The organism is Duganella caerulea (genome assembly GCF_040362985.1).
GTDB classification, from domain to species: domain Bacteria; phylum Pseudomonadota; class Gammaproteobacteria; order Burkholderiales; family Burkholderiaceae_D; genus Rugamonas; species Rugamonas vulcania.
Window position 1 is genome coordinate 222419 of sequence record NZ_BPWJ01000007.1, and the last position, 14152, is coordinate 236570.

Genomic DNA, 14152 nt, shown 5'->3' on the forward strand with positions numbered 1-14152 from the left:
CCTAAGCAGTCAAGCCCGGAATGATACGCAATCGGCGCGAATGCGCCAGTCTTGACAGTCCAAACGGACTGTGGGCGGCCGAAGTAACACGTTTATCTGCGGGTTTTTGAAGAATCCGCAAACACGAAGGCGTGTATGGCGGATAATATCGCCTGTTGCCGTTTTTGAACCATGCTGACCAACAATGCGACCTATGGATTTTACCCGCGACGACGCCACCGATGTCCCAGCTGCCCCGGCAGCCCCCGTACGCCCTGCGCCGCCCGCGAATCAATTGTCGTACGCCGTAGCCACCTGGCTGCAGCGTGTGGATGCCGCAGCGCATCCAAAAGCCAAACTGAACGCGCCGCCGGTCGATAACGATCCCAAGCAGCAGACCCAATACAAGTTGATCTACGTGATGGCGCCCACCAGCGGCGGCCGCCATGTGGCGCTGTGCCTGTACAAGGCGCGGCTGCGCTCGAACGGCGATGTCGCCGCGGCCAGCCCGGTGAGCGAGATATTTTCGCTGCTGTCGGCCCCGCCGAGCTTCCTCGCGCCCGGCGACGAGGACTTGATCCGTTTCTTTGTTGCAATGCGCAGCGGACAGAATTCCCAGACCGGCTCCGCCACCGAGCCGCGCGGCAAGATCGGCGCGGCTTTGCTCAACATGCTGGCCGAACAGGATAAATTGCTTTGGGCAAACTCCTGGGCCGACGTCGGCAACGGCCTGGTCTACCCGCTCAAGGGCGGCGTGATGCGCGAAGCCAACCTGGCCTGGCGCGAAGAAGGCAAGGGTTTGCGGCTGGGCTGGCAAGTGCAGGCGCCGCCGAACGCCAAGCATGTCGGCGCCGACCAGGTCGACTACATGCTGCCGACCGATCCGCCGTGGTACATCGACAATCTTTCCTGCGGCGTGCTGCAGCTGAACCAGGGCGGCGCGGCGATCCCGCTGGCCGACCTGCAGGCGCTGGTGGCGCAAGCTCCGCTGCTGACCAACAACGACAAGATGCGCGTGTCGCAGCTGCTGCTGGCCCACGGCCTGCAGCAGCTGATGCCGCTGCCGCAGCCGCTGCCGCAGCGGGTGCGCGATGACGTCAAGCCGCGCCCGGTGCTGACGCTGGACGCGGCCATGCTGGCCGACGGCTCGCTGCAACGCTGGCACGACTTCGCCGTGCTGTCCTTCGACTACGACGGCGAGCGCGTCTCCTTCGACCCGTCGCAGCGCGTGGTGCGCCAGAAGGGCGAAGTGACCGAAATCATCCAGCGCGACAGCGCCGCCGAGGAGCTGGCCCTGTCGCTGCTGACCGAGCGCCACTTCCACCCGCCGGTCGCGCTGCCGTTGAGCAGCGTCAAGGGCGGCCTGTTGCTGCCCAGCCAAGCCGAATGGATACGCTTTGCCCGCGACGGCATCGACGCGCTCAAGCAAGCCGGCTGGAAGGTCGAAAAAACCGTCAAGTACCGCTACGACGTGACCGAGGTCGGCGACTGGTATGCCGATGTGGTGGAAGACCCGGCCGACGGCGGCCACGCCTGGTTCGAGCTGGAACTGGGCATCATGGTCGAGCAGGACCGCGTGCCGCTGCTGCCGGTGCTGGTGCAGATGATCCGCAGCGCGCCGAACGACTTCAACCCGAAAACCATCGCCCAGCACGGCGACGAGGACCAGATGCTGGCCGTGCTGCCCGACGGCAGCCGTGTCGCGCTGCCGTGGGGCCGCGTCAAGCCCATCCTCAACACGCTGGGCGAGTTGTACTTCAACGACAAGATCAAGACCTCGCTGCGCATGGCCACGCTGGACGCGGCGCGCCTGGACGACCTGGCCCGCAACGTCGAGCTCAACTGGACTGGCGGCGCCGAGCTGCGCGAAATGGGCGCCCGCCTGAACCAGTTCGGCGCCGTCAAGCGCATCGCCACGCCGGCCGGCCTGCAGGCCACGCTGCGCGACTACCAGACCGACGGCTTGTCGTGGATGCAGTTCCTGCGCGAATACGGCTTCGCCGGCATCCTGGCCGATGACATGGGCCTGGGCAAGACCGTGCAGACCTTGGCCCACATCCTGGTCGAGAAGGAAGCCGGCCGCCTGACCGCGCCGGCGCTGGTGATCGCGCCGACCAGCCTGATGGGCAACTGGCAGGAGGAGGCCGCCCGTTTCGCCCCCGGCCTGCGCGTGCTGCTGTTGCAAGGCAAGGACCGCATGGGCCAGTTCGACCAGATCGAGGAAGCCGACCTGGTGCTGACCACCTACGCGCTGCTGCCGCGCGACGAGGAAAAACTGCGCGAGCATGATTTCCACCTGGTCATCCTGGACGAATCGCACTACATCAAGAACACCCGCAGCAAGGCCGCGCAAAGCGCCGGCCTGTTGCGCGCGCGCCATCGGCTGTGCTTGTCCGGCACGCCGCTGGAAAACCACCTGGGCGAGCTGTGGTCGCAATTCCACTTCCTGCTGCCCGGCTTGCTGGGTGACGAGAAGGGTTTCAACACCGTGTTCCGCCACCCGATCGAACGCCAGGACGACCCGCTGCGGCGCGCGCTGCTGAACCGCCGCATCAAGCCTTTCCTGCTGCGCCGGACCAAGGACAACGTGGCCAAGGAACTGCCGCCCAAGACCGAGATGGTGCGCAAGGTCGAGCTGACCGGCGCCCAGCGCGACCTGTACGAAACGGTGCGCCTGGCCATGGACCAGAAGGTGCGCGAGGAAATCGACCGCAAGGGCGTGGCGCGCAGCCAGATCGTGATCCTGGAGGCGCTGCTGAAGCTGCGCCAGGTGTGCTGCGATCCGCGCCTGGTCAAGTCGCTGCCGTCGAAGAAGCAGACGGCCGGCTCGGCCAAGCTGCTCGACCTGATGCAGATGGTCGAGGACTTGCTGGAGGAAAACCGCAAGATCCTGGTGTTCTCGCAGTTCACCAGCATGCTCGAGCTGATCGAGGAGGAACTGGAAGCGCGCGATATCCCGTATGCCTTGCTGACCGGCGAGACCAAGGACCGCAGCGCGCAAGTGGCGGCGTTCCAGCAAGGCGCGGTGCCGATCTTCCTGATCAGCCTGAAGGCCGGCGGTGTCGGCCTGAACCTGACGGCGGCCGACACCGTGATCCACTACGATCCGTGGTGGAATCCGGCGGCGGAAAACCAGGCCACCGACCGCGCCTGGCGCATCGGCCAGGACAAGCCGGTGTTCGTCTACAAGCTGATCGCCAAGGGCACGCTGGAGGAAAAAATCCAGCTGCTGCAGCAGAAGAAATCCGATCTGGCGCAATCCATCCTGGCCGAAGGCGAGTCGCAGAAAATGGCGCTCACCCAGGAGGACTTGCAGCAGATCTTCGCCCCGCTGGCGGAATAAGTGGCGACCGTCGCCGAACTGCAAGCGGCGCTGCGCCAGTCGCAGGAGGAAGCGGAGCGGTACCGCCTGCTTTTGCAGCACAGCAGCGAGGTCAGCTGGATGGCCGACTGCGCCAGCCTGCGCCTGACGTGGCTCAGTCCGGCGGCCGAGCGCCAGTTCGGCTACACGCTGGAGTCCGCGCAGGCGCTGGCGTCCGGCCTGTTGCAACAGCTGCCGGCCCGGCTGGCGCGCCACGCTGGCGGCGACCCGAGCCGCCTTCGCCTGCTGCGTGAAACCGAGCTGCCCCACGCGGACGGCCGCATGCTGCCGGTGGAAATCGAATCGACGCTGATCCTCGACGAGCACGGCGCCGCCGTCTCGGTGGTCGGCATCGTGCGCGACCTGAGCGCGCGCCGCGAGCTGGCGGCGCAGCAAAAGAAATTCGCCTCCATGCTGTCGCACGAATTCCGCACGCCGCTGTCGACCATCGACGGCGCCGTGCAGCGCCTGGAAATGACCGGCGCCCACCACGACGAAGCCACCCGCAAGCGCTACCGCAAGATCCAGACCGCGGTCGACCGCATGCTGGTCATGCTGGACGAGTACCTGTCGCCCGAGCGCATGGCCAGCATCGGCCGCGAGCGCCAGCCCAACGAAATCTCACCCGCCACGCTGCTGGAATCGGTGGCCGAACAGGCGCGCCGGCGGCGAGACGCGGTCAGCGTGCGTACCGATGCGCTGCCGCAATGGATGCGCTGCGACCCCGCCGGCATGCGCTTATGTCTGGAAATCTTGCTGGACAATGCAATTAAGTACACAAGTGCCAATACTCCGATAGAATTGATAGGCAAAATGGCAAGCGAGGGTGGTGTCGAGTTCCTGGTGCGCGATCACGGGGCCGGTGTGCCGGCGGCCGAACTGGCGCATGTGTTCGACAAATCCTTCCGCGGCAGCAATGCTGTCGGCGTCGCCGGATCGGGCCTGGGCCTGTACATGGCGCGCGCGGTGGTGGACGTCCACGGCGGCACGGTGACTGCAACAAATGTTTCTGAAAGCGGCGCGGAATTTCGGATTTGGTTGCCGGTTGGGCCCGCTGCCGGGAAAAGCCTTGCGCGGTCGGGTGGCAGCAGTGATAATTCCTTGGACGCAAGCTGAAGCAGTAGGGCAGGACTGAGCACTGTCGCTCAATAATCGATCGAATGGCGCATCAATGACGCAAATACTTATCGTGGAAGACAATCTGGACTATGCCGAGGAAATGGCAGAGTTCTTGACTGAGCTTGAACACGAAGTACACATCACCAACAACGCCAGCGAAATGTGGTCCGCCCTGAGCCAGGGCAATGTCGGCGTGGTGGTGCTCGATCTGGGCTTGCCGGACGAAGATGGTTTCAATGTGATACCCCGGATGCGCCAGCTGTATCCGCAGATCGGCCTGCTGGTGCTGACCGGCCGGGTCGCGTTCGACAACCGCATCCTCGGCCTGCGCCTGGGCGCCGACCACTACCTGACCAAGCCGATCAAATTCCCGGAACTGGCCGCCCACATCGAGGCGCTGGACCGCCGCGTCGGCCCGCAGGAAACCGTCCCGGCCCCCAGCAAATGGACGCTGCGCGTCAGCGCCCGCCAGCTGGAACTGCAGGGCATGGCGATCACGCTGACCGAGAAAGAATGCAATTTCCTTCATTTGCTGACGATTAACACCCGTCCCGTACCGCGCCAGGTCATCGTGGCCGGCATCGGCGGCGACGATCCCGACGCCGGCCGCCGGGTCGACATGCTGGTGTATCGTTTACGCAAAAAAGCCCGCACCGGCCTTGGCCAGGACTTGCCCCTGCGCAGCGCCTATGGCGAGGGCTACAGCCTCTCCGCCAGCTTCAACTTATCTTGAGTCGAACTCAATAGTATTTCTGTACTGTGGAAATCTGTGAGTTTCCTAAGTGCAGCTTTGTCGTAGCATGAATTTTCCACCTTAAAAAAACTGGGGAGAATTGTAATGCGCTACAGCGATTGGAAGATAGGGATGCGCCTGGCCGGCGGTTTCGGCCTGGTGATGTTGCTCATCGTCGGCATGGCCATGGCCGGCATGTGGCGCCTGCAGGCGGTGGGCGACCTGACCGAACAGATGGTCGGCAGCGCCAGCGTCAAGGAGCGCCTGACCGCCGAATGGCATAACCAGATCAGCATCAGCGGCGTGAGCGTGCTGGCCTTCGCCCGCAATACCGAAACCGCCGAATCCCCGGCGCTTGCCGAGAAGGCAGCTGCCACCCGCGCGCGCGTCAACGCCATCCAGAAGCAACTCGAACCCCTGCTGACCAGCACCGAGGAAAAAGCCTTGCTGGAATCGGTCGCGTCGGTGCGCAAGGGCTATGCGGCCAGCCGCGATCTCTTGTTCAAGCTCAAGAAGAGCGGCGATATCGCCGGCGCCCGTGCCCTGGCCGACAATAAATTGGAAGCCCAATTCAACGCCTACCTGGACAGCGTGCACAAGATCGGCGACTACGAGGCCGGCGTCGGCCGCGCGCTGGCGGCGGACGTGCAGCAGCAATACCACTCCGGCCAGCGCTTCCTGCTGGCGCTGACGGCCGGCGCGCTGGTGCTGGGCGCCTGGTTCGCCTACATGATCGGCCACTCGATCACCGACCCCATCCACAAGGCGGTGCGCGTGGCGCAGACCGTCGCCGCAGGCGACCTGAGCAGCAAGATCGACGTCCGCAGCAAGGACGAGACCGGCGTGCTGCTGCAAGCGCTGAAGGACATGAACGCCAGCCTGATCAACATCGTCGGCCAGGTCCGCAGCGGCACCGACACCATCGCCACCGCCTCGGGCCAGATCGCCACCGGCAACCTCGATCTGTCGGCCCGCACCGAACAGCAGGCCAGTTCGCTGCAGCAGACCGCCTCGTCGATGGAGGAACTGACCGCCACCGTCAAGCAGAACGGCGACAACTCGCGCCAGGCGCATACGCTGGCGCTGTCGGCCTCGGAAGTGGCGGTCAAGGGCGGCACCGTGGTCGACGAAGTGGTCGACACCATGAGCGAGATCAGCACGTCGGCGCACAAGATCGTCGACATCATCGCCGTCATCGACGGCATCGCCTTCCAGACCAACATCCTGGCCTTGAACGCGGCGGTGGAGGCGGCCCGTGCCGGCGACCAGGGCCGTGGCTTTGCCGTGGTGGCAAGCGAGGTGCGCAACCTGGCCCAGCGCAGCGCCAGCGCGGCGAAGGAAATCAAGGAATTGATCAACAATTCGGTCGACAAGGTGGAAAGCGGCGCGCGCCTGGTGGCCCAGGCCGGCAGCACGATGCGGGAAATCGTCGTCAACGTGCGGCGTGTGACCGATATCATCGGCGACATCACCGCCGCCAGCGCCGAGCAGACCAACGGCATCGAGCAGATCAACCGCGCCATCGCGCAGATGGACCAGGTGACGCAGCAGAACGCGGCGCTGGTCGAGGAGGCGGCGGCGGCCTCCGCCGCATTGCAGGACCAGAGCGGGGCGCTGGCCCGCGTGGTCAGCGTATTCCAGCTTTCCGGCCCTGGGCCAAAAAACAGGGACAGAGTCAGGCCGATTTTGCTGGGTACCTGATTAATCGGGGACAGAGTGGTGTAGAATCGGTGTTTCCGATTCCTTTTGCTGAAATTTATGGCACGTCTACCCCGCTTGATCGTCCCCGGCCAGCCGCATCACGTTATCCAGACCGGCAACAACAACCAACCGATCTTCCGCGAGGCCGAGGATTACCAGGCCTTCCTCGGCTGGCTGCGCACCGCCGCCAAGAACTACAAAGTGGCGGTGCACGCCTATGTTTTGATGCCGGATCACCTGCATTTGCTGGTCACGCCGGCCGACGCGGACGGCCTGGGCCAGATGATGCAGTGGATAGGCCGCTACTACGTGCCCTATTTCAACCAAAAATACGGCCGCAGCGGCACTTTGTGGAACGGACGCTACAAAACATCGCTGATCGACGCCGAGCAATACTTCATGTCGTGCAGCCGTTATATCGAGTTCAACCCGGTGCGCAACGGCATGGTGGCCAGGGCCGAGGATTATCCGTGGTCCAGCTATCCGCACCACGCCGGCCTGCGCTCCGACGGCCTGATCGTCGACCATCCGAAGTTCTGGGAACTGGGCAACACGCCATTCCAGCGCGAGGCGGCCTACATCGCGCTGGCCGAGCCGGCCTTGAGCGAAGACGAGATCACCCTCATCAGCAAGGCGCTGCTCAAGGGCTGGCCGCTGGGTACGGAGCAATTCAAGACGGCGTTGCAGCACAAGGTCAAGCGCCAGGTCTTGCCAGCCAAGCGCGGCCGGCCGTTCAAAATCAAGCCTGAAGCGGCCTGAACAGCCAGCCAGAACCGTGGGAATCGAGGGATCCCACGGTTTTTTTATAGCGGCCATCACTCTGTCCCTAATTAAAATTTCCGGCGACTTATAAAAAATTAATTCGACTCCGACCCTAATTGTTATTGTTGAAGTTTACGCTGCATTGCACTACTCTAGCTTTTCGTTAGTCAAAATTGCAGTGGAGAGCCCATGAAAGCCCAAGGTCTGTACGATCCGTCCAATGAACACGATGCCTGCGGCGTCGGTTTTGTCGCCCACATCAAAGGCAACAAGAGCCACTCCATTGTGGAACAGGGTCTGTTGATCCTGAAAAACCTCGATCACCGGGGCGCCGTGGGCGCCGACGCGCTGATGGGCGATGGCGCCGGTATCCTGATCCAGATCCCGGACCAGTACTATCGCGACGAGATGGCCAAGCAGGGCGTGGAGCTGCCGCCGCCAGGCGAGTACGGCGTCGGCATGGTGTTCCTGCCGAAGGAAAACGCTTCCCGCATCGCTTGCGAACAGGAAATCGAGCGCGCCGTGCGCGCCGAAGGCCAGGTCGTGCTGGGCTGGCGCAACGTGCCGGTCGACTGCGACATGCCGATGTCCCCGACCGTGCGCGCCAAAGAGCCGGTGATCCGCCAGATCTTCATCGGCCGCGGCGCCGACATCATGGTGACCGACGCGCTGGAACGTAAGCTGTACGTGATCCGCAAATCGTCCGGCCACGCGATCCAGGCCTTGAAGCTGATCCACGGCAAAGAATTCTTCGTGGCCTCGCTGTCGGCCCGTACCATCGTCTACAAGGGCCTGCTGCTGGCGGACCAGGTCGGCGTGTACTACAAGGACCTGCAGGATGCGCGCTGCGTCTCGGCGCTGGCGCTAGTGCACCAGCGTTTCTCGACCAACACCTTCCCGGAATGGCCGCTGGCCCACCCGTACCGCCTGATCGCCCACAACGGCGAGATCAACACCGTCAAAGGCAACTTCAACTGGATGCGCGCCCGTGAAGGCGTGATGAAGTCGGCCGTGTTGGGCGATGATCTGCACAAGCTGTTCCCGCTGATCTACGAAGGTCAGTCGGACACCGCCTGCTTCGACAACGCGCTGGAACTGCTGCTGATGGCAGGCTATCCGATCGCCCAGGCGATGATGATGATGATCCCGGAAGCCTGGGAAAATCACGGCACGATGGACGACAATCGCCGCGCGTTCTACGAATATCACGCCGCCATGATGGAACCATGGGACGGCCCGGCCGCCATGGCCTTCACCGACGGCCGCTACATCGGCGGCACGCTGGACCGCAACGGTCTGCGTCCGGCCCGCTACATCGTCACCGACGACGACCTGGTGGTGATGGCCTCGGAATCGGGCGTGCTGCCGATTCCGGAATCGAAAATTATCCAGAAATGGCGCCTGCAGCCAGGCAAGATGTTCCTGATCGACCTGGAAGCCGGCCGCATCATCGACGATAAAGAGCTCAAAGACACCTACGCCAACGCCAAGCCATACAAGGCATGGATCAACGCGGTGCGCATCAAGCTCAACGAAATCAAGCTGAGCGAAAGCCAGCTGGCGCACAACCGCGCCAAGGACGTCGCGCCGGCGCAGGGCGAAAAAGCCACGCCATCGCTGCTGGACCGCCAGCAAGCCTTCGGCTACACCCAGGAAGACCTGAAATTCCTGATGGCGCCGATGGCCGCCGCCGGCGAAGAAGCGACCGGCTCGATGGGCAATGACTCGCCGCTGGCCGTCATGTCCAACAAGCTCAAGCCGCTGTACAACTACTTCAAGCAGCTGTTCGCGCAAGTGACCAACCCGCCGATCGACCCGATCCGCGAAGCGATGGTGATGTCGCTGGTGTCCTTCATCGGCCCTAAACCGAACCTGCTGGACACCAACAACGTCAATCCGCCGATGCGCCTGGAAGTCTCGCAGCCTATCCTGGGCTTCGACGACATGGCCCGCCTGCGCGGCATTAGCGCGCATACCGGCGGCAAGTTCAAGTCATATGAGCTCAACATCTGCTATCCGCTGGCATGGGGCAAGGACGGCGTGGAAGCTTGCCTGGCGTCGCTGTGCGCCGAGGCGGTCGATGCGGTCAAGTCCGGCCACAACATCCTGATCGTGTCGGACCGCTCGGTCGGCCCTGATCGCGTGGCGATTCCAGCGCTGCTGGCCACCTCGACCGTGCACCAGCACCTGGTCAGCAAGGGCCTGCGCGCGTCCACCGGCCTGGTCGTCGAGACCGGCTCGGCCCGCGAGACCCACCACTTCGCGCTGCTGGCAGGCTACGGCGCCGAAGCGATCCACCCTTACCTGGCGATGGAAACGCTGGTCGAGATGGCGCTGGGCATGCCGGGCGACATGACCGGCGAGAAGGCGGTCTACAACTACACCAAGGCGGTCGGCAAGGGCCTGATGAAGGTCATGTCCAAGATGGGCATCTCGACCTACATGTCCTACTGCGGCGCGCAGATCTTCGAAGCTGTCGGCCTGAACAAGTCGCTGGTCGACAAATACTTCAAGGGCACGGCCTCCAACGTGGAAGGCATCGGCGTGTTCGAAGTGGCGGAAGAAGCGCTGCGCCTGCATAACCTGGCCTTCGGCGACGATCCCGTGCTGGCCAACCACCTGGACGCCGGCGGCGAGTACGCCTACCGCGTGCGTGGCGAAGACCACCTGTGGACCCCGGATGCGATCGCGAAACTGCAGCATTCGACCCGCAGCAACAACTTCTCCAGCTATAAAGAGTACGCGCAGATCATCAACGACCAGAGCAAGCGCCACCTGACCTTGCGCGGCCTGTTCGAGTTCAAGCTCGATCCAACCAAGGCGATCCCGCTGGACGAAGTCGAGCCGGCCAAGGAAATCGTCAAGCGCTTCGCGACCGGCGCGATGTCCATGGGTTCGATCTCTACCGAAGCGCACGCCACGCTGGCGGTGGCGATGAACCGCATCGGCGGCAAGTCCAACACCGGCGAAGGCGGCGAGGATCCATCGCGCTACACGATGGAACTGAAGGGCATCAAGATCAAGCAGGGCGAGACCATGGCTTCGGTCATGGGCAAAGAGCAGATGGTGGTCGACATTCCGCTGCAGGCGGGAGACTCGCTGCGTTCGCGCATCAAGCAGGTGGCGTCCGGCCGTTTCGGCGTGACCGCGGCTTACCTGAACTCGGCCGACCAGATTCAGATCAAGATGGCGCAGGGCGCCAAGCCGGGCGAAGGCGGTCAGCTGCCGGGCCATAAAGTGTCCGAGTACATTGCAACGCTGCGCTTCTCGGTGCCGGGCGTGGGTCTGATCTCGCCGCCGCCGCACCACGATATCTATTCGATCGAAGACTTGGCACAGCTGATCCACGACCTGAAGAACGCCAACCCGCGTGCTTCGATCTCGGTCAAGCTGGTGTCGGAAGTCGGTATCGGCACCGTGGCCGCCGGCGTGACCAAGGCCAAGGCCGATCACGTCGTGGTCGCCGGCCATGACGGCGGCACCGGCGCCTCGCCGCTGTCGTCGGTCAAGCACGCTGGTACGCCGTGGGAGCTTGGTCTGGCGGAAACGCAGCAGACCCTGGTGCTGAACGGCCTGCGCAGCCGCATCCGCGTCCAGGCGGACGGCCAGATGCGCACCGGCCGCGACGTCGTCATCGCCGCCATGCTGGGCGCCGACGAAATCGGCTTCGCCACCGCACCGCTGGTGGTCGAGGGTTGCATCATGATGCGCAAATGCCACCTGAACACCTGCCCGGTCGGCGTCGCCACGCAGGATCCTGTGCTGCGTGCCAAGTTCTCCGGCAAGCCTGAGTATGTGGTGAACTACTTCTTCTTCGTTGCCGAAGAAGCCCGCCAGCTGATGGCGCAACTGGGCATCCGCACGTATGACGAGCTGATCGGCCGCGTCGACCTGCTGGACAAGTCCAAGGCGATCACGCACTGGAAAGCCAAGGGCCTGGACTTTAGCAACATCTTCTACTCGCCGGAAGTGCCGAACGGCGATTCCATCTACCACACGATGGACCAGGACCACGGCCTGGACAAGGCCCTCGACCACAAGCTGATCGCGCAAGCCAAGGCCGCGCTGGAGAAGGGCGAGCGCGTCTCGTTCATCTCGCCGGTACGCAACGTCAACCGCACCGTCGGCACCATGCTGTCGGGCGAAGTGGCCAAGCGCTACGGCCACGCCGGCCTGCCGGACGACACCATCCACATCCAGCTGCAAGGCACGGCCGGCCAGTCGGCCTGCGCCTTCCTGGCGCACGGCATCACCATCGACCTGGTCGGTGAGGGCAACGACTACGTCGGCAAGGGCTTATCGGGCGGCCGCATCATCGTGCGTCCAAACACCGAGTTCCGCGGCTGGGCGGTGAACAACATCATCATCGGCAACACCGTGCTGTACGGCGCGATCAGCGGCGAAGCCTTCTTCAACGGCGTGGCTGGCGAGCGCTTCGCTGTGCGTAACTCGGGCGCCACCGCCGTCGTCGAAGGCACCGGCGACCACGGTTGCGAATACATGACCGGCGGCACCGTGGTCGTGCTGGGCGCCACCGGCCGCAACTTCGCGGCGGGCATGTCGGGCGGCATCGCCTACGTGTACGACCCGGAAGGCGATTTCGAAGCCCGCTGCAACACCGCGATGGTGACGCTGGAACCGGTGCTGACCGCCAAGGAGCAGGAAGCCCAGAGCGAAACCTGGCACGTGCAGCACAAGGACCACGGCCGCGAAGCGGACGAGGTGATCCTGAAGCGCCTGATCGAGCGCCACTTCAAGCACACCGGCAGCACCCGTGCCCGCCTGTTGCTGGACAACTGGGCCGAAGGCCGCGGCAAATTCGTCAAGGTCTTCCCGAGCGAATACAAGCGCGCCCTGGTGGAGATGGCCGAGGATGTGGCGAACGAAGCCGCTTCCGCGCAGCCGATCGCAGCCTGATGCTGACCGTACAGAACAATATTTAAGGAATTATCGTGGGTAAAATCACCGGCTTCATGGAATTCAAGCGTCAGGACGAGAGCTATCTGCCGCCTGCTACGCGCTTGAAAAACTATTCCGAATTCGTCATCACCCTGACCAACGAACAGGCCAAGGTGCAGGGCGCGCGCTGCATGGATTGCGGCATCCCGTTCTGCAACACGGGCTGCCCGGTCAACAACATCATCCCGGACTGGAACGACCTGGTCTATCGCGGCAACTACCGCGAGGCGCTGGACACCCTGCACTCGACCAACAACTTCCCGGAGTTCACCGGCCGCATCTGCCCTGCGCCGTGCGAGGCCGCCTGCACGCTGGGCATCAACAACGATCCGGTCGGCATCAAGTCGATCGAGCATAAGATCATTGACGAAGGCTGGGAACACGGCTGGGTCGTGCCGCAGCCGGCCGCCCAGCAGACCGGCAAGAAAGTGGCCGTGGTCGGTTCCGGCCCCGCCGGCCTGGCGGCGGCGCAGCAGCTGGCGCGCGCCGGCCACGCCGTCACCGTGTTCGAGAAGAGCGACCGCGTCGGCGGCCTGCTGCGCTACGGCATTCCCGACTTCAAGATGGAAAAGTCGCACATCGACCGCCGCATCAAGCAGATGGAAGCCGAAGGCGTGGTGTTCCGCACCAGCGTGCTGGTCGGCAAGGACTTCCCTGCCAACGTCAACAACTGGGCCAAGGAAACCATCTTCCCCGAGGACCTGGAGAAGGAATTCGACGCCGTGGTCCTGGCCGGCGGCGCCGAGCAGCCGCGCGACCTGCCGGTGCCGGGCCGCGAGCTCAAGGGCGTGCATTTCGCCATGGACTTCCTGCCGCAGCAAAACAAGGTCAACGCCGGCGACAAGGTGAAGGACCAGCTGAAAGCCACCGGCAAGCACGTGGTGGTGATCGGCGGCGGCGACACCGGTTCCGACTGCGTCGGCACCTCGAACCGCCACGGCGCCGCCTCGGTGACCCAGTTCGAACTGATGCCCATGCCGCCGGAGCAAGAGAACAAGCCGCTGGTGTGGCCGTACTGGCCAACCAAGCTGCGCACCTCCTCGTCGCACGAGGAAGGCTGCGAGCGCGACTGGGCGGTGGCCACCAAGCGCCTGGAAGGCAAGAACGGCAAGGTCGAGAAGCTGGTCGCCTGCCGCGTCGAGTGGAAAGACGGCAAGATGAGCGAAGTGCCGAACTCGGAATTCGAGATGAAGGCCGACCTGGTGCTGCTGGCGATGGGCTTCGTGTCGCCGGTCGCCAACGTGCTGGACGCATTCGGCATCGAGAAAGATGCACGCGGCAACGCCAAGGCCACCACGGACGGCGAAGGCTGCTACAAGACTTCCGCCCCCAACGTGTTTGCCGCCGGCGACGTGCGCCGCGGCCAGTCGCTGGTGGTGTGGGCGATCCGCGAAGGCCGCCAGTGCGCGCGCGCGGTCGATGAGTTTTTGATGGGCTCGTCGGAACTTCCACGCTAATCCCAGCGGTCCGCGAAAGCCTTCTTCGCGCCGGTGGCAACGGGTGATCCCCGTTCCCACCGGTTTTTTTTGCCTGAAACT

General features: G+C 63.9%; 7 protein-coding genes. All 7 read left to right on the forward strand.

Going from position 1 to position 14152, the window contains the following annotated elements; translation table 11 throughout:
* The first annotated feature begins 193 nt into the window (after positions 1 to 193).
* The 7 genes from ACUJB0_RS21705 to ACUJB0_RS21735 all read left to right on the forward strand — a co-directional run bounded on the left by ACUJB0_RS21705 (position 194) and on the right by ACUJB0_RS21735 (position 14071).
* Positions 194 to 3322 carry a DEAD/DEAH box helicase gene (locus tag ACUJB0_RS21705; RefSeq protein ID WP_444847030.1) on the forward strand — a complete coding sequence of 1043 codons (3129 nt, stop codon included), beginning with the start codon at positions 194 to 196 and terminating at the stop codon, positions 3320 to 3322.
* Positions 3323 to 4456 (forward strand): PAS domain-containing sensor histidine kinase, encoded by a 1134-nt coding sequence (locus ACUJB0_RS21710; RefSeq protein ID WP_444847031.1) that lies wholly within the window; start codon positions 3323 to 3325, stop codon positions 4454 to 4456.
* Positions 4457 to 4511: 55 nt separating this feature from the next.
* A complete protein-coding gene (locus ACUJB0_RS21715; protein ID WP_117012214.1) occupies positions 4512 to 5192 on the forward strand; it encodes a response regulator transcription factor in 681 nt (226 codons plus the stop codon).
* A 105-nt stretch (positions 5193 to 5297) separates the two neighbouring features.
* Positions 5298 to 6893, forward strand: a complete 1596-nt coding sequence (locus tag ACUJB0_RS21720) for a methyl-accepting chemotaxis protein (RefSeq protein ID WP_444847032.1) — start codon at positions 5298 to 5300, stop codon at positions 6891 to 6893.
* Between the two features lie 57 nt (positions 6894 to 6950).
* Positions 6951 to 7652 carry an REP-associated tyrosine transposase gene (locus tag ACUJB0_RS21725; protein WP_444847033.1) on the forward strand — a complete coding sequence of 234 codons (702 nt, stop codon included), beginning with the start codon at positions 6951 to 6953 and terminating at the stop codon, positions 7650 to 7652.
* Between the two features lie 192 nt (positions 7653 to 7844).
* On the forward strand, positions 7845 to 12572 hold the full coding sequence (locus tag ACUJB0_RS21730; RefSeq protein WP_444847034.1) for a glutamate synthase-related protein: 4728 nt from the start codon (positions 7845 to 7847) through the stop codon (positions 12570 to 12572).
* A gap of 35 nt (positions 12573 to 12607) precedes the next feature.
* A complete protein-coding gene (locus tag ACUJB0_RS21735; protein ID WP_444847035.1) occupies positions 12608 to 14071 on the forward strand; it encodes a glutamate synthase subunit beta in 1464 nt (487 codons plus the stop codon).
* Positions 14072 to 14152: the final 81 nt, after the last annotated feature.